Source organism: Rothia sp. SD9660Na (assembly GCF_030064065.1).
In the GTDB taxonomy this organism is placed as follows: Bacteria; Actinomycetota; Actinomycetes; order Actinomycetales; family Micrococcaceae; genus Rothia.
The window spans coordinates 161,767-186,010 of the sequence record NZ_CP125946.1 but is presented as its reverse complement, the minus strand read 5'-3'; the positions used below and the strand labels follow the sequence as shown (position 1 = coordinate 186,010).

Below are 24,244 nucleotides of genomic sequence, written 5' to 3'. Positions count from 1 at the left end.
GGTTTATGCCTTTCGTGCCTTGTCGCGGGCCTGCTTGTCTTTCTTGCGGCGCTCGGCCACCAGCTTGAGGTCGATGCGTTCACCCAGGCTGCGCAGGATATCGAGCACCAGGCCGACGACCAGCAGGTAGACGCCGATATCGAAGATGGTGGCGGTAACGAAGTGGACGTCGCCAAAGACCGGCAGCCAGAAGTCCAGCACGTAGCTGGAGAAGATGGGGTCGCCCCAGAGGGCCGGGGCCAGGGCGTAGAGGGTAGCGATACCCAGGCCAACGCCAAGGAAGGTACCGGCGGAGAAGGGGGATGCTGCCCGCAGTTCCGCACCGCCACCGGCCAGGTAGCGCACAGCAAAGGCCAGGCCCACCATCAGGCCACCTGCGAAGCCGCCGCCGGGCAGGTTGTGACCGGCAATCAGCATGTAGAAGGAGACGATGATGAGGGTGTGGAAGAGCAGGCGGGTCATAACCTCCAGCAGAATCGAGCGGGATTCCGGGGGCAGGGTGCGGCCTGCCACGATGAAGGGGTCGCGCTCAACCGAGGAGAACTGGCCCGCTACGCGCTGGGCCACAGTAATCTGGGTGCGCTTGGCGAAAGAGCTCTCGATTTTCTTCATCGCCTGGGTGTCGAGCCTGCGCGCGGACGCCGAGTCGGCGCGTCCTTCAATAAAGAGCAGGGAGGCAACGCCGGTGGCGGCCAAGGCCAGCACCGAGATTTCACCGAAGGTGTCCCAGACGCGCATATCGACCAGGGTCACGTTGACCACGTTGTAGCCGTGGCCAATTTCGTAGGCCAGACGAGGCATCTCGAGTGAGATCGGGGCGAGGGAGCGGGACGAGAAGGTGAACATAGCCAGGGCCATCATCAGGGCCGAGAAGCCCAGGGCTATGATGACGCGCAGGGTCTTATGGGCGCCGTCCTTGCCGTCCTTGGAGCGGATGCGGGGAATCTGGCGGGGCAACACGCGCATAGCCAGCACAAAGGCTACCAGCACAATGGTTTCAACCAGCAGCTGGGTGGTTGCCAGGTCGGGGGCGCTGCGCAGGGCGAAGAGAATGGCCATGCCGTAGCCGGTCACCGAGACCATCATGATGGCCAAAAAGCGCTTGCGCACGAAGACCACGACTAGGGCGGCCACGATCATGACAACGGCAATCGACCACTGGGCCGGGGACTCAGAAACACGCACGTTGGCCAGCGGTGGTGTCTCATTGACGAAGAGGGCTGCGAAGGGTACCACTACCGCGGTAATCAGAATGACGCCCAGGTAAAAGCCCAGGGAGCCTCGCTGGGTCATACCGGTGACCCACACAGCCAGGCGGTCAAGCCCGTCGATAGTATCCCGGTAGACCACGGAGGCCGCCGGTGTGCTGGGCAGGGCCTTCTGCAGTTCTTCAATCTGCTTGCGGAAGATGAAGAGCAGGGCACCGATACCCATAATGACCAGGGATGTCAGTAGAGCCGGGGTGACACCGTGCCAGAGGGCCAGGTGCAGTTCTAATTCGGCTGCGGTCTCGGGGAAGGCCGCTAGGAAGGGTTTGACGAAGAAGTGGACCGGTTCGGGGTAAAGGCCGTAGACGATGGTGAGGGCGGTCAATACCGCCGGGGCAAAGAGGAAAGTGAAGGAGACCGGGTGGAAGGCGGTGTCGGGGCTGAGCTTCTGGCCGCGGCGGTTACGCTCTAGCGCCCGGGTGTTGATATCGATATCGCCATTGTCGACCTCTTCAAAGTCGGCGGTTCCCTTTTCGACCTTGCAGTACTTGACGCCTTCCTTGTGCATGTAGGCGTAGGGCTTGACGGCGAAGGCACCCCACACAAAGCGGGCTGAGTAGGCGAAAGTAAGGATAGAGCCCAGGACGATGGCGATGAAGGTGGTTGCCCCCTGCCAGCCGGTGGTGTGGGAGAGATAGGTTTCGAGCACCGCTTCCTTAGCTACGAAACCGGCCAGGGGCGGGATGCCTGCCATGGACGCCGCCGAGATGGTAGCGACAGTAGCCAGCTTGGGAGCGCGGCGGCGGATGCCGGAGAGCTTATGAATATCGCGAGTACCTGACTGGTGGTCGATGATACCGACCGAAAGGAAGAGGGTTGCCTTGAAGAGGGAGTGAGCCACCATGAGCGCCATAGCCGCGTAAATGGCGTCCGGGGTTCCGCCCGAAATCACCAGGGCCAGGAATCCCAGCTGGGAGACGGTGCCGTAGGCCAGAATCAGCTTGAGGTCGGTCTGCTTGAGGGCGGCCCAGCCGCCGAAAACCATGGTGAAGGCACCGAAGATAATCAGGACGTTCTGCCAGATCTCTACCTCACCGTAGCCGGGAGCCAGACGCAGCAGAATGTAGATACCGGCCTTGACCATAGCCGCCGCGTGCAGGTAGGCGGAAACCGGAGTGGGCGCGGCCATAGCACCGGGTAGCCAGAAGTGCAGGGGGAAAATCGCTGATTTGGAAAGGGCACCGCAGAGAATCAACACGAGGGCGGCAGAGAGCATACCCACGGTCAGGGGGCCGTGACCGTCGATAGCGGCTTCTAGAACGGCGGGGCCCCGCTCCACGAGTTCAGCCAGGGAGTAGGTGCCCAGGCTGTAGCCCAAAATGACAATGCCCACCAGCATTGCCAGACCGCCTGCGGTGGTGACGGTGAGGGCCTGCAGGGCGGAACGGCGGGCAGAGAGACGGTGGCGGGAGTAGCCAATCAGCAGGTAGGAGAGAATGGTGGTGATTTCCCAGAAGATGAACATGAGAATGAAGTCATCTGCGGTAATCAGGCCAAACATAGCACCGGCAAAACCGAAGAGGTAGGCCGCAAACTGGCCGTTATCGCCGGTGGAGTGCTTGAAGTAGCTGGCGCAGTAGAAGAGCACCAGGGAGCCAACGCCAAGCACCAGCAGGCTCATGACCCACGAGAGGGTGTCCATACGGAAGGTCAGCGCCATGTCCAGCTCGGGAATCCACTGGTAGCTCTCGTTCCAGGGGGTACCGCCGAGAATCTGGCCGGTTTTGGTCAGCACCAGAGCCAACACAGCGGCGGGAATCGCAGCTAGTAGGTAGAAGGTGGATGTGCCCAGGCGGCGGTAGAGCCAGGGGGTCACTATGGACACAAGCAGGAAAAGCGCTAGAACTATGGTCACGTATCGGCCCTTAGGGTCGGCGGCGGTGGGAGCCGTCAGGCACGAGGCTAGGACGGCAAAGGTCTCTCCTTTAAAGAGTAGGCATACTTAGTTTACCTGTCGATGACCCCCATCTCATAGAGAGTGTAATATTTCATTTATTTCTGAACGGTTCGCACGGTACAAACCCTGATACATATTTCCCATTTTTTGGCGCAAGTACGACCATACGCTATGCCACTCTTTCATCTTTATTCATGCAATAGCTGCATATGTTTCATTATGTGCAACAATTGAAGTATGGCTTTTGAGGAAGTAAGAGAAATTGCAGCTGAGCAGTACGGCCTGTTCACTACTGCACAGGCCGAAAATCTGGGCCTGGCACGTTTGAAGGTCCATCGTCTAGCACAGGCAGGCAGAATCCGTCAGGTACGCAGAGGGGTTTATTCCACGGAGCCATTTCAGAGCGACAACCTCGAAGATCTACGGGCGGCTTGGCTTTCACTTGATCCGGCCAAAACAGTAGCAGAGCGACTGGCTGACAATGTATGCGCCGTGGCAGCAACCTCATCAGCCGCGCATGTGTTTGGAGTCGGCAACCTCATGACCTACAAACATGAGTTCTTCTCCCCGCACCGGAAACAATCAAGGGCGGATGACCTCCATATCCGGGTACGGACGATTCCTGCCGATGATCTTGCAACAGTACAGGGGATACGAATAACTACAGTTACTCGCACCGTGCTTGATTTACTAGCCGATGGCGAAGAACTAGAACACATCAGCGCTCTGCTGCTGGGAGCGGTTCAAAAGAACCTTGATATTGATTGGCAGAGACTACACAAGGAATCTGCCCGCTTCGAAAAGGTCTATGGAATCAACGGGTCAGATATTTTTTCAGCCCTATTTTCAGCAGCGTCAAATGAAGTGGAGCAAGCAAGTTTTGCCCAGGATATAGCTAGACAGAATTTCCCGGGCATCAGCGAACAGGTAGCAAAGATATGGAGCCAGCAGCTTGAACTAATGCTTCACAACATCACAGAAAACTACCCCACTCCAAGACCTCGCTTTCCGGAAAAGTAGCAGAACCGTAGGAGACCACAGATGAATCATGAGCCGAGAAGTTATCGCCAGGGTAGAGCTTCTGCTAATGGTGGCAGAGGGCATTTTGCAACGATTTCTAAAGCCGAACGGGTAGAACACTATCATCGCAGTATTGTGCTCGCCCGCATCTTCGCAAATACAGATAAGAGATGGGTATTGAAGGGTGGCACGGCCCTCGTCTGGAGAGACCCTGACGCAAGAGCTACTCGTGATCTGGATATTTTTAATCAGAGTGCGGAAGATATCCAGAAAGCAGTTGAAGAGTTCAAAGAGGCCCTCAAAGAGATATCAACTGCGCCGTTTGATATCAGTTTCGAATGTGAAAGCGACCCTGGCCGTATAACGGTTGCAGGTAACCGGCAGAGCACAAGCATTCGGGTTCACCTTCTGAATGAGTTTGGTCGAAGAGTCCCCAACCCCATTTCAATTGATGTAGTGGTAGGTTGCCAGGTGACCGGTGAGCTAGAAGAAAGACGCGCACAACCGCTTGAAGATGCTTTACAAACAGAGCTTCCACTGATTTTGCTCTACCCGATAGTAGATCATTTAGCTGACAAGGTAGCTGCCACGATACAAACCTATGAGCAGTTGGGCAAAGAGAATCCAAGCACTAGAGTCAAAGATTTGGTTGATATCGTCCATATAGCGTTAACGGAAACGATTGACGGCGCCCAACTTCACACGGCTTTAGAATCCGAGCGTCTCGAACGCGGACTCACGCGGTATACCGAAGGGCTACTCTGCCCCGATTCCTGGAAGACTTTATATACGAACCGAAAAGTAAAGAAGGGGAAAGCACCCGAGTCTTATGACGAGGCACTAAGCATAGCTAAAGCCCTCATTGATCCTGCTATCCGAGGTGAAGTTAATGGAAAAATATGGCGAGCCGGAGCCTGGCATTAAAGATCAGCCAAAACTCATTTTTCCCAGAGGAAAATAAAAGCGGCACCAAAACACGCGTCTCTACCTAAATCACACCGCTTTCCCCGCTAACGGGCGTCCGTGCGCCCCTTCCACGGCGTAAAATAAGGACGATTTACCCACACACTGCGAAAGCATCTCATGTCTAACGGTTCCCAGCCCCACAAGGGCTCACAGCTTGGCCTCGCCTGGTCGCTGCACGGCGACGGCAAGAACATCACCCCGGGCGGGGTCGTCCGCCCCCTCGAACGCCTCACCTGGGGCCGCACCATCGGTATCGGCGCCCAGCACGTGGTCGCTATGTTCGGTGCGACCTTCCTGGTGCCCCTGCTGACCGGCTTCCCGCCGGCCACCACCCTCTTCTTCTCAGGCATCGGCACCATGCTCTTCCTGCTCATCACCGCAGGACGCGTACCCTCCTACCTGGGTTCATCCTTCGCCTTTATCGCGCCCCTGGCAGCTGCCACTAACCAGTACGGTCCCGGCGGCGCCCTAGGCGGTATCGTCATGGCAGGTGTCTCCCTATTCATTGTTGGCCTGATTGTTCAGGTCGTCGGAACCGGCTGGCTGACCAAGCTCATGCCCCCGGTCGTCACCGGCTCCATCGTGGCCCTGATCGGCTTCAACCTGGCGCCGTCCGCCAAGAACAATTTCATGGAAGCGCCCGTGACCGCCCTGGTGACCCTGAGCTCCATCATCCTCATTTCGGTACTCTTCAAGGGCATGATTGGCCGCCTGTCAATTCTGCTGGGCGTCATCATTGGCTACATCACCGCCGTGCTGCGTGGCGAGGTTGACTTCACCACCATCGAAAAGACCTGGGTCGAGCAGGGCCTCATTGGCCTGCCGCATTTCCAGCACCCCGAGTTCCACTGGAACCTGGCCGGCCTCTTCATTCCCGTCATTCTGGTGCTGGTTGCCGAGAACATCGGTCACGTAAAGTCCGTTGCCCTGATGACCGGGGATAACCTCGACAAGTACTCCGGCCGCGCCCTCATGGCGGACGGCCTCGCCACCACCCTAGCCGGTACCGGCGGCGGTTCGGGTACCACCACCTACGCCGAAAACATCGGTGTTATGGCAGCTACCAAGGTCTACTCCACCGCTGCCTATTGGATTGCTGCGATTTTCGCCGTCCTGCTCTCGATTTTCCCGGTTTTCGGTGCGGCCGTGGCGTCTGTGCCTGCCGGTGTGCTGGGCGGCGCTGCCACCGTGCTCTACGGCATGATTGGCATGCTGGGTGTGCGTATCTGGGTTGAGAACCGCGTGGACTTCTCGAACCAGGTCAACCTGACCGCTGCGTCCGTGGCCCTGATTGTGGGTATCGCCGACTACACCTGGGATATTGGCGACCTACAGTTCGCCGGTATTGCCCTGGGTACTGCCGCGACCCTGGTGGTCTACCACCTGATGGCGGCACTCAATAAGGCGTCGAGGGCCCACCCGGAGCCGCTGACCCCGACCGAGGCTAAGGGAGACGTGCACTAGCCTCTCCCCTGCTCGGAGCGCTTGCACGGGGACCAGATTTCCAAAAAGGGACCGCATATTATGCGGTCCCTTTTTGATTTTGCGGTCCCCTTGTTGCGGCTAGGAGGCGAGGACGCCCGCGAGCAGATCAGTGCGGTTAGTGACGATTCCGTTGACCCCCAGGGCGATAAGTTCCCGCATGGTGCGTTCATCGCCGATCGTCCACACGTGCACCTCTACCCCGGCCCGGCAGGCGGCAGCCACCAGCTTGCAGTCAACAATGCGCAGGTGGCGGCCCGCTACCCGATGATAGGCCGGCACCTGAACCGCGTCGAAGGGAAGCATAAATCTGCGAGTTATCGGCCTCAAGAAACTCCACAGGCTAGGGTGTATGCGCGATAGGGCATAGAAAAAGTGAAGGCCGGCTGCGAGGCGCTCAGGGGAATCTGCACTCCTAGATTCTGGGCCGCCCGGTGCGCCTGCCGCAGGCGGCGCTCCGAAAAGGACGCCAGTCGCACCCGCTCTACCGCACCGGCACCTACCAGCACCCGCGCAACTTCAGCCGCCGAACCGGCGTCCTTAAGGTCAATATTGAAGCGGGCCTCGGGGAAAGCCTCGAGCATATCGCGCAGGCGGGGAATCTGGCCACCGTCCACCAGGTTCAGGTCACGCAGCTGCTCCCAGGTCATCTCAGCCACCCGACCGGGGCGGCCCACTAAGCGATTGAGGGTGGGGTCGTGAAAGACCAGAACCTGGCCGTCCGCAGTGGTGTTCACGTCGGTTTCGAGCCAGTGAGCCCCGGCATCGAGGGCGCTACGGAAAGCTCCTTCGGTGTTTTCAGCCTGCCCTATGGCGAACCCCCTGTGGGCATAAATCTGGGTGCGGTCAGGTGAAGACGATGAAAATGCGTGTGAAGGCATAAGAATCAGTATATTACCGACCAGTAACTTAGGCCTGGCGCCCCTCACGTTCAGCCAGCATGCGCTCGATAATCTGGGCAACGCCGTCCTCTTCAAACCCCGGGCAGATACGCCCCACCCGGTCTTTGAGTTCCGGCAGGCCCGAGGCCATGACGTAGCCGTGGCCTGCCCAGTCCAGCATTTCGTAGTCGTTGGGCATGTCGCCAAAAGCAGCCACCTCATCAGGGCCAATGCCCAGCGACACCGCGAAGTCAGCCAGCACCCGGCCCTTATTCAGCCCCCGCTGGGCAATTTCCACCAGGGGCTGGTAGGGGGCAGAGCGGGTTGCAGAGGCCCGCTCCCCCACAATCTCTTGCACGCGGGCCAGCAGGTCGGCAGGTACCGCGCCATCCCGGAACAGCAGGTACTTAACAACCTCAGCGTCGGGCGCGAGAATCTCTTCCAACCGCCCCTCAACCACCTTGCTGGTGTCTTCCTGGGCATGCGGGTCATAGGTTCCCTGCACGTAGACATGCTCCAGGGTCTCAGCGATATAAAGAGCGCCGGGGAAGACTTCTTCTATATCGGCGTGCAACGCGCGCACCTCGCTGCCGCTCATCGTGCGGGTGGCAGCGACCTGCGAGCGGGCAATATCGAACGTGACCGCACCGTTGGAGCAGAAAGCAAAAGAGTTCTCGCCGTTCCACTCCTCGCCCAGCTGCTCCAGCACGGGAGCCATCCAGCGCAGGGGGCGGCCGGTCACAAAGACGATACGGACGCCAGCGTCCGCCGCCGCGTGCAGGGCCCGCAGAGTGCGGGGGCGGAACCTGAAATCACTCCCTATGAGGGTGCCGTCCAGGTCGCTGGCAATCAGTTTAATCATGCTTTACATTCTAGTTCTCTTCTTCATAGGTAGCTGTCAGGAAGGCGCGGGCGATACCGTGGAAGAAGAGGTTGAAGTTGACCACGGCGGGGCTGGCGTTTTCGTCAATGTCGAGTTTTTCCACGTCAACGGCGGTAACGCAGAAGATGTAGCGGTGGGGGCCGTGGCCAGCGGGCGGGGCTGCGCCGATGAAACCGCGGGTGCCGCCGTCGTTGAGGTGCCCCAGGGCTCCTTCGGGTAGGTTCTCGGCGGCGCCGGTGGCCAGTTCGGTAACCGAGGCGGGAATGTTAGATGCCGCCCAGTGCCAGAAGCCTGAGGGGGTGGGGGCGTCCGGGTCAAAGCAGGTCACCACAAAGGACTTGGTTTCTGCGGGGAAGCCGCTCCAGGAGAGCTGGGGCGAGACGTCCTCACCGCCTGCACCCATGATGCCGGAGACCTGGGCGCGGGGTAGGGTCTTACCTTCGGTGATATCGGCGGACGTCAGCGTGAAAGTGGGTAGGTTGGGCAGGTCTGCGTAGGGTTCGCGGTTGAGCATGGGGGCCTCCTCGTCGTTGATGGGCTTTTACTATGCACTACCCAGTCTACTGACTACTCACCCCTCACGAAAAGGGACCTGAAAACTAAAGAAGGACCGCAAAATATGCGGTCCTTCTTTAGTTTTGCGGTCCCCTCGGGGAGGGAAGCGGAGGAACTAGCCCTGCGGGTAGAGCACAGCGTTCAGTTCGTCGCGACTGGGTGGGTTAGCACCCTCGCGGGAGACGGTGATGCCGGCAGCAACCGCTGCGAAGGCCAGAACCTCCTTGAGGTCGTCCTTACTCAGCAGCTCAATGGCGGCGCGGGCGCCCTTGCCCTTGATATCGCGATCGAGTAGGGCCGCAATGAGGGCTGCCATGAGGGAGTCACCTGCACCTACGGTATCGGCGACCTCTACCCGGTAGGCGGGCAGGGCGATGCCGTCGGGCGAGGTCTTGCGGGTGATAGCCCAGGGGCCCATCTCGCCGCGGGTCACAACCACCAGGGAGGCGCCCAAATCAAGCCAGGCCCGAGCTGATTCTTCCAGGGTTCGGTTGGGGTAGAGCCACAGAAGGTCCTCATCAGAAGCCTTCACCACGTCTGAGTGGCGCACGATGCTCTCAGCCCAGGTGCGGGCTTCTGCGGCGTCGGGCACGATGGAGGGGCGGCAGTTGGGGTCGTAAGAAATCAGGGCGTGAGGGGCTGCCTGCTTGATGGTTTCCAGGACGGCGGTGGCCCCGGGTTCCAGCATGGCACCGATAGAGCCCACGTGTACGGCTGTGGCGGTCTTACCAACTTCTTCGAGAGCAGACTTAGCTGCGTCGAGTGACCAGTCGATATCGAACTCGTACTCAGCAGCGCCGGTTTCGCCAATAATTGCCTGGGCAACGGAGGTCTTTTTGGCGTCAGCACCGACAGGGAGCAGGACGCCCGAGGCCCGCAGGTGCGCATCGATAAGTTCACCGTAGGCATCCTTGCCATAGCGGCCAACGAACTGGGCCTCGTGGCCCAGGCGGGAGACGCCGACGGCAACGTTCATGGGGGAACCGCCGGGGTGGGCGTGGGATTCGGCGCCAGGGCGCTGGACAACATCTACGAGGGCTTCGCCAATGACAGTAAGCATGCCCTTATTTTACCGGTTGTGGCCCCGGCCTCAGAGAAGTTCCGCGTCACAAACTCCACATGTGAGAGAACAAACTATAAACTTAGGTCTGTAGTGCCCACCAGCTCGTCGTGCCCGTGCATGAATCGGGGTGTGGGCCGCCAGTCACCAACTACCAGCGCACCGCCGCGCTGCTAACCGATGAGTTCAATGACGCTACTCATCGAGGAAGAGGTCACACCATGACTATTTCTGCCGACAACGCTCACGAGCAGTGGCTTGCCTCTGAGGCTGAAGCCGAGGCGATGATTCCCCTGATTGGCAAGCTGAATCGAGAGAACAACGTGGTTGTCTCTATTCACGGCCACAGCCTGATCAACAAGTCTGTTATTCAGATTTTGAAGGCCCACCGTTTTGCCCGTCAGATTGATGATGTTGAGCTGAACCCGGCTGATTCCCTGAAGATTCTTGAAATTGTGAACACCCTCGACCTGGGTGCCTGCTCGCTGGGTCTGGCCAGCCTGCAGCGCAAGTTTGAGGCTTCTGGTGCCGGTGATCTTGAGGCCTGGCTGAAGGAAGAACTGGCTCCCGTCGTCGGAAAGAAGGGCCAGATTGAAGCTGCCTCGCAGGACGTTGTGCTCTACGGTTTTGGCCGTATCGGCCGCCTGCTGGCCCGCATTCTGCTGGAGCGCTCCACCGGCTCTGGCCCCAGGCTCCGCGCGGTCGTGGTTCGTAAGAACACCGACAACGACCTCTACAAGCGTGCCTCCCTGCTGCGCCGCGACTCCGTCCACGGTGCCTTCAAGGGCACCATCCGCGTGGACGAAGAGAACTCCACCATCATCGCCAACGGCACCCCCATCAAGTTCATTTACGCCTCTGACCCGGCCGAGGTCGACTACACCGCCCACGGCATTGACAACGCTATCGTGGTCGATAACACCGGCCGCTGGCGCGACAAGGACGGCCTCTCCCGCCACCTGCAGGCCAAGGGGGCTGCGCGCGTCCTGCTCACCGCTCCCGGCAAGGGCGTGAAGAACATCGTCTGCGGCGTTAACGACGACATCATCGAAGATAGCGACACCGTGCTGTCAGCAGCCTCCTGCACCACCAACGCCATCACCCCCGTGCTGGCTATTATGGACGAGGTCTTCGGCGTCAAGCGCGGCCACGTTGAGACCGTGCACTCCTTCACCAACGACCAGAACCTGATTGACAACTTCCACAAGGGTGACCGCCGCGGCCGCTCCGCTGCCCTGAACATGGTGATTACCGAAACCGGCGCAGCCAAGGCTGTGTCCAAGGCCCTGCCCCAGCTCGAGGGCAAGCTGACCGGCAACGCTATCCGCGTGCCCACCCCCGACGTCTCCATGGCTATCCTGAGCCTGCAGCTCAACAAGCCCGTCGGCTCTAAGGAAGAACTCAACAACCTGCTGCGCGAGCGCTCCCTGCGCTCCAACCTGCGCCGCCAGATTGACTACACCGACTCACATGAGGTTGTCTCAACCGACTTCGTGGGTTCCCGCGCCGCCGGTGTAGTGGACGGCCTGGCCACCATCACCTCCGGTGACGATAACGCCATTCTCTACGTCTGGTACGACAACGAGTTCGGCTACTCCTGCCAGGTCATTCGCGTGCTTGAGACCATGATTGGCGGTAAGCTGCAGAGCTTCCCCGCAGCGATCTAAGAGCGCGGACGCCCGCCGCACGTTCTGGTGCCCTCGGCTAGTTATGCCGGGGGCACCTGCTTTTTAGGGGTTGGGGCGGAAGTTGCCGCCAGCGACCCTCTCGTTCCTCGCCTGGGGGCTCGTCGCGATTCACGCCAGCCCCGAGAGCCAGCTGGCTTCCAACCTTCGCCCCGCCCCCCTAGGAGGCAACAAACGTAAGCCCGTCCGCCAAGAATCCCAGGTTACGCGAAGTTCTCGCTCACCCAGTCCCCTGCCGCGGTGGCGGGGGCTGCTTTTTCTGCGCCGGAGACACGCGTGTTCAGCTCAATCAGAGCCTCGGTGGTGAGTAGGGCTGAGACCTCATCGAGTGCGCGGGCGGCGGCTACCGAGACCTGTCGGGTGTTGATGACGGGAAGAACCTGCTGGGCCAGAATCATGTTTTTGGGGTCATCAAGCACCACGAAGTTGTTGGCGGTGATGGCGGGGTCGGTGGAGAAGAGGTCCACGATGTCGACGGTGCCGTCGGCCAGGGCGGCGACGGTCAGGGGCCCGCCACCGTCGTTGATGGGTTCGAAGGACGCCGGGGTGAAGCTGTAGAGGCGCTCTAGGCCGGGTAGGCCGTAGGCTCGTTCCGCGAATTCCGGGGGTGCCCCGAGGCTGAACTGGCCGCTGAGGGTGGTGAGGTCGTCCAGGCTGGTCAGAGCGTGTTCTTCGGCGGTAGCGGCGGTGACGACCAGGGAGTCCTTGTTTTCTGCCTGCGAGGCTGCCAGAACACCCAGCTCGTCGGGCAGGGCGGTGGGGAGGGCCTGCACGATGTCTTGGGCGGTGACGGCTGTGGTCTCTGCGTCGAAGTAGAGCAGGAGGTTGCCGGAGTAGTCGGGTACCACCGAGACGGTGCCTTCGCGCAGGGCCCCGAGGTAGGCTTCGCGGGCGCCGATGGCAGGGCTGGTAGTAGCGTCTAGACCGCGGGCGCGCAGGGCTGCGGCGTAGATTTCGGCGATAATTTGCGATTCGGTGAAGTCGGCTGAGCCTACGGTAATGGTGCCGGTGGTGCCCCCACTACCAAAGGCTGTGGAGCCGTCAAGGCCGCAAGCGGAAAGGCCTAGAGCCCCGGCGGCGAGTCCTGCCCCGGTGAAGAGGGAGCGGCGGGTGAGGCGAGGTGAAGTCATGGCTGTTTACCTTAGTCCAGGGTAGGTGAGAGCACGCTGTACGAGGGCGAGGAGGGCATCGACGAGAAGGGCCAGGGCGGCAATCAGAAGGACGGCTGCGACCATGCGGGTGTAGTCACGCACTGCCAGCCCGTCGATGAGGTAGCGCCCTAGCCCGCCAAGGTTGATGTAGGCAACCACGGTGACGGTTGCGATAATTTGCAACACCGCGTTACGGATGCCACCGAAAATGAGGGGCAGGGCCACGGGAATTTCTACCCGGGTGAGCACCTGCCAGCCGGTCATGCCCTGGGCGCGGGCGGCGTCCTTAATAACGGGGTCCACAGCCGCAATACCGGCGTAGGTACCCGCCAGGAGCGGGGCGATAGCCAGTATGACGAGGGCAAGCGCCGGGGCGGTTAGACCCAGACCCAGCCAGAGAGCAAAGAGGGTGAGCAGACCCAGTGTGGGCAGGGCTCGCAGAGCACCGGTAAGAGCTACGACCAGGTTCTGCCCCTTGCCGGTGTGCCCCACCCAGGCCCCGAGCGGCAGGGCGATAGCCGCCGCGACCAGCAGCACCAGGCCGGAGTAGGCCAGGTGCTCACCGAGACGCTGCAAGATACCGCCGGTGCCCGCCCAGGCACCGGGGGTGGTGAACCAGGCCCAGACGTCCTGAAAAATCATGGGTTCCTCCAACGGGTGAGCGTGGCGCCGACCAAGGCCAGCAGGCGGTCGAGTACGAGGGCAAGGACGAGGGTGAGCAGGATTCCGGTGATAATTTCAGCAGGTATGTCCCGGCGCAGGCCGTCGGTGAAGAGAGTGCCGAGGGACTGGATGCCAATAACAGCGCCCACCGACACCATAGAAATATTCGAGACCAGAGCAACGCGTAAACCGGCAATCATGACGGGTAGCGACAGGGGTAGCTCAACCTGCCAGAAGCGGCGCAGCGGGGTGTAGCCTACGGCTGTGGCGGCTTCGAGGGTGATGGGTGAGACCGATTCAAAGGCGTCCACGGCGCTGCGCACCATCATGGCTACCACGTAGATAGTCAGCGCCACATAGACGTTGAGCGGGGAAGTAATAGAAGTTCCCAGCACCAGGGGCATGAGCACGAAAAGCGCTAGTGAGGGCACGGTGTAGAGCAGGGCTGCCCCGTTCACCACTGCCCCTTTACGCACCTGGCCGGCAGTGGTGTAGGCCTCGGTGGAGCGTCCGTCCGCCCGCCGCCCCAGAGCCAGCCGGGCCAGAGGTAGGGCGAGGGCAAAGCCCACCACTACCGGGATTACAGACTGCGCCAGGTGCAGGGCGGTGAGCTGCCCGATGTAGGGCAGGTTCGCCAGAAACCAGCTCATGCGGACGCCCCGCTACCGGGGGTCTCGTCGGTGGGTTCTCGGCCCCTATCGGCCCCATCAGTACGGGCCCGAGGGGCTTCTAGGCCGTAGCGCAGGTAGCGCTCCTGGCGGGTTGCTTCAAGCACGTTATCGGCTTCCAGCAGGCCCAGGGCCTTCCCCTGCTCATCTACAGCCACGCCCCAGCCGGAGGGAGAAGAGAGTACCGAATCCAGGGCATCACGCAGGGTTCCCCCCTGCACGAAGAGGGAGCCGCCGGGCAGGTGCCTACCGCCGGTCAGCCAACCGTCGGGGCGTCCGTCCGCTAGTCTCAGCTGCCAGCCCTCGGCCTCAGCAGCCTGCAGGGGGCTAACTGCCACATTCTCTGCCCCGGCAAAGGTCAGGCGGCGCATACCGCGATCGCGGCCCACGAAAGAAGCAACATAGTCACTGGCTGGGGCACGCAGAATCTCTTCGGGGGTGCCAAACTGGGCGATAGTGCCGCCGGGAGCAAAAACAGCGATATAGTCGCCCAGAAGCACAGCCTCATCAATATCGTGGGTGACAAAGACGATGGTGCGGTGAAGTTTCTGCTGGAGGTCTAAAAGGCTCTGCTGTAAATCTGCGCGCACAACAGGGTCGATAGCGCTAAAGGGTTCGTCCATCAGGAGTATGTCTGATTGGCCTGCCAGGGCGCGGGCCACACCCACGCGCTGGGCCTGGCCACCCGAGAGCTGGGCCGGGTACTTGCTGGCAGATGCGCGGTCTAGGCCCACCGTGTCGAGTAGGTCCAGGGCTTCCTCGCGAGCTTGCTTCTTCGCTACCCCCTTAAGACGGGGCACGGTAATGATGTTATCGAGCACGCTCTGGTGGGGCATGAGCCCAGCCTGCTGCAGCACGTAGCCGATGGAGCGGCGCAGTTCGTGAACAGGGCAGGTGGTATTGGCTTCGCCGCGCACCAGAATCTCACCGTCGGTGTGCTCGACCATGCGGTTAATCATGCGCAGGGATGTGGTTTTGCCGCAGCCCGAGGGGCCCACAAAAACCGTGATGCTCCCCCGAGGAATACTGAGGTTAAGGTTATCTACCACCGCCGCGTCACCGTATTTCTTGGTGACCGACCGGAATTCAATAGCGGGGGCCGCTGCCATACTTGCTCTTTCGTTTGAGGCGGGGCAGGTTTTGCTCCAGCAACCTAACACCCGTGGGTTCCACCCTATTCCAGCAGCTTCTAAAACAGCAAGTACCCTGTCATAAATTCACCTGCCCTGCTAAAAGTAACAGGCAGTTGCACTTTTAAGGCGGCAAGTCGGTTGCTAGGCTGGTGACATGAAAATTGCTACCTGGAACGTGAACTCTATCCGTGCCCGCGCCGACCGCGTGGAAGATTGGCTAGAGCGCAGCGACGTGGACGTACTGGCTATCCAAGAAACCAAGGCCACCGACGAGACCTTCCCCTACGAAATTTTTGAGTACTCCGGCTACGAGGTGGCCCATTTCGGTCTGTCGCAGTGGAACGGGGTGGCCCTTGCCTCCCGCGTGGGGCTTGAGGACATTCAGCGTACCTTCGCCAACCAGCCCGCTTTTGGCAAGCCCGGTGAGGACGCCGTCGTTGAGGCCCGCGCTATCGGGGCAACCTGCGGCGGGGTTCGGGTGTGGAGCCTCTATGTGCCTAACGGTCGCGGTATCGACGACCCGCACATGCCCTATAAGCTGGCCTGGCTTGAAGAGCTTCGCAAGGACGCTGCCAGCTGGCTAGAGCAGGACCCCGAGACGCAGTTCGCCCTGGTGGGAGACTTTAATATTGCCCCGCTCGATGAGGATGTGTGGGATATCGACTTCTTTAGGGAAAACCAGATGACCCACGTGACCGAGCCTGAGCGGGTAGCTTTCAGAGCTTTTCTTGAAGAGCCTCTGGGGCTGATCGATGTGGCTCGGGAGCACACCACGGTGCCCTACACCTACTGGGATTACACCAAGCTACGCTTCCCCAAGAATGAGGGCATGCGCATTGATTTTCAGCTCTACTCCCCAGCGCTGGCCCAGCGAGTTGTGGGCGCTGAGATTGACCGAGAAGAGCGCAAGGGCAAGGGGGCTTCGGACCACGCCCCGGTGATTGTTGAGATTAGGTAGCTGAGCGGACACCCCCGCCCGACAGTCCGGGGCATTGCACCCCCTAGAAAAAGCGGGATACAACAATAGCCCCAGCCCGTGAACTCACGGGCTGGGGCTATTGAATGCTAAAACAAAAAACCCACTCTCATGTAGAAGCCTAGAGAGTGGATTTCGTGGCTCCGACCGGCGTCGATCCGGTGACCTTACGATTTTCAGTCGCACGCTCTACCAACTGAGCTACAGAGCCAGGCATACCCTTAGATATGCCACAACCGCGTCTTCCCACAAGTGAGAACTTACGCGGTCAGAGCGACCCCGACGGGACTTGAACCCGCGACCTCCGGCGTGACAGGCCGGCGCGCTAACCAACTGCGCTACGGGGCCATACGCAAGAACCGAAGTTCTTACATGGCCGTGAAACCAAAGGTTTCACAGTACCCCCAACGGGATTTGAACCCGTGTTACCGCCGTGAAAGGGCGGCGTCCTAGGCCGCTAGACGATAGGGGCTAGTTCGCTGTATCGTGACCGGCTTTGTTTCCTCAGCCCGTCGCTCGAACAAGTAATACATTACGCGAGTTCAAACAGGCGCGCAAATCGAAAACCACCCATTCGGGGCATTTTGGGTCAAAAATTGGGTGCCTCGCACCACAAAATTCACGCAAAAGTAACCGGCAATACACATAAACAACCTAGCCAGAACCGATATTGCCGCAACAAGCGTCCGTACCAAAAATTTTTTGAACTTTTTTAAAAAAGACGGCAGGATAGCGCCGTCGGAGCCCTTTTCAGCCTGAAAAGGAGCTTCGGCGGGAGCTATCCTGCCTTGTCTTACAACCAGCCTACTCCTTGCGAGAGAAGCTGACTAGAGCGTGTTCACGCTGTGACTAGCCCCAGGTAACGCCAGCGTCGGGAGCCTGCTCAATGCGGGGGTCGTCAATCTGAGGAACAATCATGACCGGCACCTGGGTATTGTGCAGGATGCCCTGGGAGGTGGAGCCTAGCAGCATCCCGGCGATACCGCCGCGACCACGGGTACCGACCACGATCAGGTCGGCAGCCTTACCTGCTTCGAGCAGCACCTGCACGGGTGAGCCGTCAATGAGCTTGAATTCGATTTCCAGGTTGGGGAAGTAGCCACGGATCCACTCGGCAGCCTTACGCTGCAAATCGGCGATTTCGCGGTAGAGGGCCTCGAAATCTACGGCGGCGGGTGCCCAGTTCAGGGCACCGGTGTAGGGGGCTAGCGCGTTGACCAGGGTGAGTTTGACGCCGCGGCGGGAAGCTTCGTCGGCTGCCTGCATCATGGCAAGGCGAGCCTCATCGGAGCCGTCCGAACCAACAACGACCGACTTGCCGCTGCCCAGGATGCCGGGGTCAGCTTCAATCTTCTCAGCGTAGGAGTGGGGTACTGCAACGGTGGGGCAATGGGAGTGGGCAGGCAGAGAAGTGGAAACGGTACCCAGCAGACGGCCCAGGAAACCGCCGTGGGAGCGGGATCCAACCACCATCAGCTCGGCCTTCTTGGAGAGTTCGAGGAACACGGCGGTGGCGTCGCCGGTTTCGACAGTTGCGCGAAGTTCAACACTGGTTTCGCCCACGCGGGAATGGGCCTCGTCGAGAATCTGGGCCACACCGTCGGTCAGGGCCTGCTCGTCAACCATGGAGTAGCCTGCGTCGAAACCGGTACCGGTGAAGACGGGTAGAGAGTAGGCAGTGACCATGCGGACGGGCACCTTGCGGACTTCAGCCTCGTGTACGGCCCAGCGCAGGGCACCGTAGCTCTGTTCGGAACCGTCGATACCGACGATGATTTCGCCGGCTGCGTTGGCTACTTCTGCGATGTCGTTGCGGGCAGCTACTGCTTTTTCACCGAAGGTGAGAGCGCGTTCGGTCATGGTCATCCCCTTAGATTCATGATGACCCCGCTCTGCCAGCCGGGTTGCCGGCGCTGCTGCCGGGGCCTACTTCTAGTTTAGTCCTCGCCCGGTGAGTGGCGTGACTTATTTCGCATCATTACCGCACTTATTCATTTTTGAACTAGATAAGGTAAGGACGCCCCACCCCGCTCCCCTGCCCCGCGGCAGGGGGGGTGGGCGGCGGCGTCCTTGCTTACGCTAACCCAGGGGGCTAAACACAGCGCCGGAGGCGGTCACCGTCAGCACGCCCTGTTCGGTGTACAGCACCGATGCATCCCCTACCTGCTGCACCTCAGACACCGGGAAGCCAAAGGTATCTACAGCGCCGTGGGCATTGAAATAGTCCCCTGCCGGGGTGCCAGACTCAACAAAATGGGCGCCGGTAGCCTCAGACCAGAAGACGTTACCGCTAGCCAGACCCGGCTGGGCGAAGCTCTGGCGCACACCACTGCCTACCGGTTGCTCGTCGGTCACGGGAATCAGGTTGTACAGGGCAGAGCCCTCGCCCACCGTCACCGCGCCAAAACGCCACAGGTCATAGATAGCACCATGCACGGTGTGGATGCCAGTGACCTCGTTATAGAACACAGCCCCGTGGGTAAAATTCTGGCCCATGAAACCGGGTGATGTAGGTGTACCGGGAGCAATAAAGCCGTCATCGGTGGGAGCGCCCAGCCAGGTGTAGTCCTCAGGTACCCAGGGCAGGGTACCGCTGCTTGAGCTGGCCGCAATGGAAGGGCCGGTGGCCGCCGTTGGACTGGCCGATGCAGGGGCTAGCCCGGTGAGCGCGAGCGCCCCCAAGGCCACAGCGGCGGAGCCGTAACGGGCAAAAGTACGGAGTGAAGAGTTGTTCATGGTGGTTATACCTTCCTTTCTCCAGTACCTCCACACCATCACAGCCACCCCAGCCCGGGCAAGCAAAAACAGGCAGGTTTATCGAATTGTGAGCCAACTGTTACCGGGCTGTGACCGTACGCCCAGACTCTCAGCCAGCACCCACCTCTTCGTGGGAAAATAGGCATGTACGAGCAAGAATCGAGGTAGATTATGGCCGATACCCCGCAGACAAGCCCCTCGTGGAGCACCTGGGCCCGCCAACACACCACCCAGCCCACCGGCGTCCTTACACCCCGCTCAGTGCCTGAGCTGCAAAAGCAGGTTAAGGACGCCGCCGCGGCAGGTAGCAGAGTCAAGGTGGTGGGGCGGGGGCGCAGTGCGTCCGCTATTGGGCAGCCGGCAGGCACCCTGCTGACTCTGGAGCACCTGACCGGCCTGGTGCGGGTGAACCCAGACGAGCTCACCGCAACCTTCCTGGCGGGCACCACCGTGCGTGAAGCTAACCGCCTGCTGGGCTACTACAACCTGGCCTTTACCAACCTGGGGCGACTCGATGAGCAGACCCTGGCCGGGGCTATTTCAACCGGTTTTCACGGCACCGGTCTGACCTACGGTGTCTTCGCTACCCAGGTGGCTGAGCTCAAGCTGGTGGACGCGACCGGTGACCTGCTGGTCTGCTCCTCCCAGCAGAACCCGAAAATTTTCTCAGCGGCCCTGTGCGGGTTGGGGGCGCTAGGCATCATCGTGGAGCTGACCTTTAAAGTGGTGCCCCAGTTCCGCCTGCACGCGGCCGAACGCGGGCACACCTACCAGAGCATCGTGCACTCTTTTGAAGACCGCTCCCGCGGGGCTGACCACTACGAGTTCAGCTGGTTCCCGGGCTCAGGCGAGGTGCGCACCCGCAGGCTCACCCGCCTGGCCCTGCTGACCGACGGCTACATGCCCGCCAGCGCTGCCCTGAGCCAGGCCCGGCGCTACGGCGGTGATCATCTGCTTAACAACGGGGTGTTCTCGGCTCTTAGCTACGCTGGGTCCAAGGTGCCTGCGGTACAGCCGGTGCTGAATAAGGTGTCGAACTGGGGCAAGGGCAACCGGCGTTACGCCGACTACTCGGCCCGCGTCTTCACCATTCACCGCACCGTGCGGCAGAACAATATGGAATACGCATTCGATATGTCGCAGTTTGCCGACGTCATGCGCGATGTGCGCGCCCACCTGGCATCCTACCGCAGCCAGATGGCCTACCCCTTGGTCGTGCGCACCGCTGCCGCCGACGACATCTGGCTTTCCCAGGCCTACGGGCGCGAGACCTTCTATGTCTCAGCACGCGCCTACTGGCGCCAGCCCCACGCCGAACTGTTCGGTGTGCTTGAGGGGGTTTTCAAGGAGCACGGCGGACGCCCCCACTGGGGCCAGTACCACACCCAGGACGCGGACGCCCTCGCCCAGCTTTACCCCCGTTTCAACGACTTCGTGGAGCTGCGCGAAGAGCTAGACCCCGAGGGTCTCTTCCTCAACCCCTACCTGGACTGGGTGCTCATGCGGTAGGGGTAGCGGACGTCCGCCCTGGTCCGCGCTTCTGTAGGCCCGCTTTACCCAAGGGGACCTTAAAACCTAAAAGGGACTGCATATTATGCGGTCCCTTTTAAGTTTTGCGGTCCCCTTCTGCTGGAGACAGGGCCGGCGCAGTGAGATACTATTCGCCGCGTGAAATTGCGGTCATCTCGTCGCGGTCAACCACCTTGATGCGGGCGCGGGGCTCGCCGGCGGCGTCCTTGGCTTCTGCACCCAGGGCCTTTTCGTGGTCGTCCAGGCGGTGCCAGCCTTCCCAGGTGGTGTAGCGGACGCCCGCCTCGTCGAGGAAGGCCTCAATCGCTGCGGGGTCGGCGGCCTCGGCGGTGTAGAGGTTGTCGCGGTCTTCTAGCAGGTGGGTGACGGTTTCGAGGGCGTCTGACTTGGTGGAACCAATCAGGCCGACGGGGCCGCGCTTAATCCAGCCGGTAGCGTAGAGGCCGGGGACGGGCACATCGCTGTCGTCGATGACGCGACCCTCAACGTTGGTGATGACGCCACGTTCGCTGTCGTAGCCGACCTCGGGCAGTTCGGAACCGAAGTAGCCGATGGCACGGTAGACAGCCTGCACGGGGTAGTCGATGAATTCGCCGGTACCGGTAACGCCGCCGTTGCCGTTGAGCTCGGTGCGTTCCATCTTGATACCGGTGACCTTGCCGTGCTCACCGAGGATTTCGGCGGGTGACTGCAGGAAGTGCAGGTGCAGACGGCGGGAGGCGGTGCCGGGGTTTTCCTTCTGCTCTTCGAGCCAGCCGTTGAGGGTCTTCATCATGACCTTGGTCTGGGCGTTGGTTTCCATGGCTTCACGGGAGGCGTCGTCGAACTGGAAGTCTTCTTCGTAGAGCACGATGTCAACGTCACGGGAGTGGGCTAGTTCGCGCAGTTCGAGGGGGGTGAACTTAATCTGGGCGGGGCCGCGGCGGCCGAAGACGTGCACGTCGGTGACGGGTGAGGCCTTGAGACCTTCGTAGACGTTGTCGGGGATTTCAGTGACGAGCAGGTCGTCGGCGTGCTTGGAGAGCACGCGGGCGACGTCGAGGGCTACGTTGCCGTTGCCGAGCACGGCGATTTCTTTGGCTTCCAGCGGCCAGGTGCGGGGCACGTCGGGGTGGCCGTCGTACCAGGAGACGAAGTCGGACGCGCCGTAGGAGCCGGTGAGCTCAACGCCGGGGATGTCGAGGTCGGCGTCCTTGATGGCGCCGGTTGCGAAGATGATGGCGTCGTAGTGCTTGCGCAGGTCGGCCAGGGTGACGTCGGTGCCGTAGTTGACGTTGCCGAAGAAGCGGATGTCGCCGCGGTCGAGCACCTTGTGCAGGGCGTTGATGATGCCCTTGATGCGGGGGTGGTCGGGGGCTACGCCGTAGCGGATCAGGCCGAAGGGGGCGGGGTAGCGGTCGAAGATGTCGATGGCTACGGGCACGGCTCCGGTGCGGACTTCTTCGCTTTTGGTGAGGATGTCTGCGGCGTAGATACCTGCGGGGCCTGCACCGATGACGGCGACGCGCAGGGCGCGGGGGGCTTCGGTTGACACGGGTTTTCCTTTCGGCGCCGGGCGTAGGTGGGCACGGCGGGTTGGGACTTTGGTTCTGCTCTAGTCTACCGAGTTTGGGGCGGACGCCGTCGCCCCGGTTACAGAGTAAGTCCTGGAATTACCGGGGGTAGGGGCTGGTCGTAACAGAGGTAACAGATGCGGGCAGGGGTGCAGGGTGTTTTAGATGGCTCCGGCCTGGGACCAGCCAGCGTCTAGGCATTCTTGGGGAGCGGTGAAGATACTGGTTTTGTTTTTCTCGCTCTGGGCAAGCACTTCTGCCGGGATCTGGCTGTAGTGCTGCTGGTATTCTTCCTCGCTCATGTAGTCGCTGGCTAGTTCTTGCGCAGCGAACTCGGCGGGGTCGGCTAGAGTGCCTCCGAAGCACATGACGCCGGAGTAGAGCACGTAGACATTGCCGGTGTCGATGCCCCGCTGAATATCTTCGGTAGAGATGGTGGGGCCCTGGGTTGCTAGTTCTTCGGGGCTGGCGGTTGCTGTAGTGGCAGGTGGCGGCACAGTGGCGGTGCGGACGCTCGGGGTGGAGCTTGGTGCCTCAGCTGTAGTGGACGCGCCGCTGGAGCAGGCCGCCAGCAGCGGAATGAGTAGGGCAAGAGGAAGGGCTCGACGTTGCATGGTGCAATCTCCTTTGAATGCCAAGAATTGTAATCATTCCACCAGACACATCTGAAGTTTTCAAGAGGTAGAAGCACCTTCAGTACTTAAGTACTGACTTGTACTTAAAATCTTGACGCGCCACGTGCCTACGGATTATGAAAGATGGAGAAGCACCCCGTCTACAGGAAGGGAGAATCCAATGAAAGTCCTTGCCGCAGCCCTCCTTGCCGCCAGTTTTCTCTTCACATCAGCGGCCCCGAGCTACGCCCAAACAGAAATATATGCTCAGGAGACAACCCCTACTCCTATGCGGTTCTGCAAAATCCTCCAGCACATACCACCCTTCTGCAAGCAAGCACACCAGTGACCCAGCTACTACACACCCTACGGTCCCTGCCGACCGCACGTCCTTCCCGCGCAGTCCGGCTCACCACACTCATCCTTTCTCTAGCAATCGGCGCTACAGGCTTCTTCCAAGCCGTCAGCCATCCCGACAGCTACCTATCCCTGCATATCGTCTTCTTCGCGCTCATCACCCTCTGGGCGGCGCTCTACTACACCGCCTACCGGTACTCTGTATATGCCCTGTGCGCGCTCATGCTTCTCAGCTCGGCCTACTACGACCAGGAGTCCGCTCTGCTGGCCTTCTTCATTCTTGCCTGCACCTTTTTGTTCGTTCTTACCGGCCCCCTACCAGGTATTTTTCTCCTCGCCATCTCACACATAGCTGGAGAAATCATCACAGCTTACACCCTGCTGCGGCCCTTTAACCTGCTAACACTCAGCATCAGCCTTTTCCTCTTCATAGGCACCCCTCTAGCACTACGAATCTCCTGGGAGCAGAGAAGGACCCTGGCTCAGGAATACACCGACTACAAAGAACAGGTAGCTGAATCCAACCGCGCCCTAGCCCGCGAACTCCACGACACCGTAGCTCGGCACATCAGCGTCATCGGCCTCACCACCGGCCAAGGGCTCGATGCAATCACCCCCAGCGGCAAAGATGCCGCTCTGCACACCATCGAAGAACACACCCACAAAGCCCTCACAGACATGCGCCTGCTCATCCGTACCACCCGAGGCGACACCGACCCCACAGCCCTACCCCAGACGTCCGCCCCCACCATCGACCTCAGCCAAACCCTAGCCCAAGCCCGCAAAGACCTCACCGCCCACGGCTTCACCCTGCACGAAAACATCACCATCACCGAAGCCGACCTACCCGACGGAGTGCGCCCCACCTTCCACAAACTCATCCAAGAAATCTGCCACAACGCCAAAAAATACGCCCAACCAGGGTGCACCATCACCGTCACCGCCAAACCCAACCTCACCGGCGTCACCGTTACCACCTCCAACCCCACCGCCCCCAGCAACCCCAAAAAACACACCCGGGGCACCGGCTACGGGCTCGTCGGCATAGGTGAGCGCATCCGCGCCCTCGGCGGAACCATGCACTACGGAATAACAGACACAACCTGGAACCTCACCATCCACCTGCCCCTCGCCACCGCCTAGAA

21 protein-coding genes and 3 tRNA genes are annotated in these 24,244 nt (G+C 60.6%); 7 read left to right on the top strand and 17 right to left on the bottom strand.

Features of this window, described 5'->3' with window-relative positions; translation table 11 throughout:
* Nucleotides 1-3: 3 nt before the first annotated feature.
* Nucleotides 4-3,123, bottom strand: coding sequence for a Na+/H+ antiporter subunit A (locus QM007_RS00995; protein WP_283490167.1), 3,120 nt, complete (start codon nt 3,121-3,123; stop codon nt 4-6).
* A 279-nt stretch (nt 3,124-3,402) separates the two neighbouring features.
* On the opposite strand from QM007_RS00995, the gene QM007_RS00990 reads away from it, so the two are divergent.
* From QM007_RS00990 to QM007_RS00980, 3 genes are all read left to right on the top strand, one after another.
* The gene (locus tag QM007_RS00990) at nt 3,403-4,185 is read left to right on the top strand and encodes a type IV toxin-antitoxin system AbiEi family antitoxin domain-containing protein (protein WP_283490166.1); all 783 of its coding nucleotides are present in this window, start codon (nt 3,403-3,405) and stop codon (nt 4,183-4,185) included.
* Nucleotides 4,186-4,206: 21 nt separating this feature from the next.
* Nucleotides 4,207-5,109, top strand: a complete 903-nt coding sequence (locus QM007_RS00985) for a nucleotidyl transferase AbiEii/AbiGii toxin family protein (protein WP_283490165.1) — start codon at nt 4,207-4,209, stop codon at nt 5,107-5,109.
* 159 nt (nt 5,110-5,268) lie between these two features.
* On the top strand, nt 5,269-6,615 hold the full coding sequence (locus QM007_RS00980; RefSeq protein ID WP_283490164.1) for a uracil-xanthine permease family protein: 1,347 nt from the start codon (nt 5,269-5,271) through the stop codon (nt 6,613-6,615).
* 99 nt (nt 6,616-6,714) lie between these two features.
* On the opposite strand, the gene QM007_RS00975 is transcribed toward QM007_RS00980, so the two are convergent.
* The 5 genes from QM007_RS00975 to QM007_RS00955 all read right to left on the bottom strand — a co-directional run bounded on the left by QM007_RS00975 (nt 6,715) and on the right by QM007_RS00955 (nt 10,012).
* The gene (locus QM007_RS00975; RefSeq protein ID WP_283490163.1) at nt 6,715-6,939 is read right to left on the bottom strand and encodes a glycerophosphodiester phosphodiesterase family protein; all 225 of its coding nucleotides are present in this window, start codon (nt 6,937-6,939) and stop codon (nt 6,715-6,717) included.
* 20 nt (nt 6,940-6,959) lie between these two features.
* Nucleotides 6,960-7,514 (bottom strand): glycerophosphodiester phosphodiesterase family protein, encoded by a 555-nt coding sequence (locus QM007_RS00970; RefSeq protein ID WP_283490162.1) that lies wholly within the window; start codon nt 7,512-7,514, stop codon nt 6,960-6,962.
* Nucleotides 7,515-7,542: 28 nt separating this feature from the next.
* Nucleotides 7,543-8,376 carry an HAD-IIB family hydrolase gene (locus tag QM007_RS00965; protein ID WP_283490161.1) on the bottom strand — a complete coding sequence of 278 codons (834 nt, stop codon included), beginning with the start codon at nt 8,374-8,376 and terminating at the stop codon, nt 7,543-7,545.
* 10 nt (nt 8,377-8,386) lie between these two features.
* Nucleotides 8,387-8,911, bottom strand: a complete 525-nt coding sequence (locus tag QM007_RS00960; protein WP_283490160.1) for a YbhB/YbcL family Raf kinase inhibitor-like protein — start codon at nt 8,909-8,911, stop codon at nt 8,387-8,389.
* Nucleotides 8,912-9,067: 156 nt separating this feature from the next.
* On the bottom strand, nt 9,068-10,012 hold the full coding sequence (locus tag QM007_RS00955; RefSeq protein ID WP_283490159.1) for a carbohydrate kinase family protein: 945 nt from the start codon (nt 10,010-10,012) through the stop codon (nt 9,068-9,070).
* Between the two features lie 221 nt (nt 10,013-10,233).
* Here QM007_RS00955 and QM007_RS00950 point away from each other — a divergent pair, with 221 nt between their 5' ends.
* Nucleotides 10,234-11,679 carry a glyceraldehyde-3-phosphate dehydrogenase gene (locus QM007_RS00950; protein ID WP_283490158.1) on the top strand — a complete coding sequence of 482 codons (1,446 nt, stop codon included), beginning with the start codon at nt 10,234-10,236 and terminating at the stop codon, nt 11,677-11,679.
* 221 nt (nt 11,680-11,900) lie between these two features.
* Here QM007_RS00950 and QM007_RS00945 read toward each other — a convergent pair whose 3' ends face one another.
* Genes QM007_RS00945 through QM007_RS00930 form a run of 4 tightly spaced genes read right to left on the bottom strand, consistent with a single transcriptional unit; the run spans nt 11,901 to nt 15,288 of the window.
* Entirely contained in the window at nt 11,901-12,827 is a 927-nt protein-coding gene (locus tag QM007_RS00945) for an ABC transporter substrate-binding protein (RefSeq protein WP_283490157.1), read from the bottom strand.
* A gap of 6 nt (nt 12,828-12,833) precedes the next feature.
* On the bottom strand, nt 12,834-13,490 hold the full coding sequence (locus tag QM007_RS00940) for an ABC transporter permease (protein WP_283490156.1): 657 nt from the start codon (nt 13,488-13,490) through the stop codon (nt 12,834-12,836).
* Entirely contained in the window at nt 13,487-14,161 is a 675-nt protein-coding gene (locus QM007_RS00935; protein WP_283490155.1) for an ABC transporter permease, read from the bottom strand. The genes QM007_RS00940 and QM007_RS00935 overlap by 4 nt, the downstream gene beginning before the upstream one ends.
* Complete coding sequence (locus QM007_RS00930; RefSeq protein ID WP_283490154.1) at nt 14,158-15,288, bottom strand: ABC transporter ATP-binding protein; 1,131 nt, start codon at nt 15,286-15,288, stop codon at nt 14,158-14,160. The genes QM007_RS00935 and QM007_RS00930 overlap by 4 nt, the downstream gene beginning before the upstream one ends.
* Nucleotides 15,289-15,466: 178 nt before the next feature.
* On the opposite strand from QM007_RS00930, the gene QM007_RS00925 reads away from it, so the two are divergent.
* Complete coding sequence (locus QM007_RS00925; protein ID WP_283490153.1) at nt 15,467-16,270, top strand: exodeoxyribonuclease III; 804 nt, start codon at nt 15,467-15,469, stop codon at nt 16,268-16,270.
* 156 nt (nt 16,271-16,426) lie between these two features.
* On the opposite strand, the gene QM007_RS00920 is transcribed toward QM007_RS00925, so the two are convergent.
* From QM007_RS00920 to QM007_RS00900, 5 genes are all read right to left on the bottom strand, one after another.
* Nucleotides 16,427-16,499: transfer RNA gene (locus QM007_RS00920), tRNA-Phe, on the bottom strand.
* A gap of 63 nt (nt 16,500-16,562) precedes the next feature.
* Nucleotides 16,563-16,636: transfer RNA gene (locus tag QM007_RS00915), tRNA-Asp, on the bottom strand.
* Nucleotides 16,637-16,687: 51 nt separating this feature from the next.
* Nucleotides 16,688-16,760, bottom strand: a tRNA-Glu gene (locus QM007_RS00910).
* A 377-nt stretch (nt 16,761-17,137) separates the two neighbouring features.
* Complete coding sequence (locus tag QM007_RS00905; RefSeq protein WP_283490152.1) at nt 17,138-18,148, bottom strand: universal stress protein; 1,011 nt, start codon at nt 18,146-18,148, stop codon at nt 17,138-17,140.
* Between the two features lie 219 nt (nt 18,149-18,367).
* Nucleotides 18,368-19,024, bottom strand: a complete 657-nt coding sequence (locus QM007_RS00900) for an LGFP repeat-containing protein (protein WP_283490151.1) — start codon at nt 19,022-19,024, stop codon at nt 18,368-18,370.
* A 192-nt stretch (nt 19,025-19,216) separates the two neighbouring features.
* Between QM007_RS00900 and QM007_RS00895 the strand changes: the two genes are divergently transcribed.
* On the top strand, nt 19,217-20,554 hold the full coding sequence (locus QM007_RS00895) for a D-arabinono-1,4-lactone oxidase (protein ID WP_283490150.1): 1,338 nt from the start codon (nt 19,217-19,219) through the stop codon (nt 20,552-20,554).
* 148 nt (nt 20,555-20,702) lie between these two features.
* Here QM007_RS00895 and QM007_RS00890 read toward each other — a convergent pair whose 3' ends face one another.
* Together QM007_RS00890 and QM007_RS00885 are read right to left on the bottom strand one after the other, a co-directional pair.
* Nucleotides 20,703-22,109 carry an FAD-dependent oxidoreductase gene (locus QM007_RS00890; RefSeq protein WP_283490149.1) on the bottom strand — a complete coding sequence of 469 codons (1,407 nt, stop codon included), beginning with the start codon at nt 22,107-22,109 and terminating at the stop codon, nt 20,703-20,705.
* Nucleotides 22,110-22,289: 180 nt separating this feature from the next.
* Nucleotides 22,290-22,742 carry a hypothetical protein gene (locus QM007_RS00885; RefSeq protein WP_283490148.1) on the bottom strand — a complete coding sequence of 151 codons (453 nt, stop codon included), beginning with the start codon at nt 22,740-22,742 and terminating at the stop codon, nt 22,290-22,292.
* Nucleotides 22,743-23,087: 345 nt separating this feature from the next.
* On the opposite strand from QM007_RS00885, the gene QM007_RS00880 reads away from it, so the two are divergent.
* Complete coding sequence (locus tag QM007_RS00880) at nt 23,088-24,242, top strand: sensor histidine kinase (protein ID WP_283490147.1); 1,155 nt, start codon at nt 23,088-23,090, stop codon at nt 24,240-24,242.
* Nucleotides 24,243-24,244 lie beyond the last annotated feature (2 nt).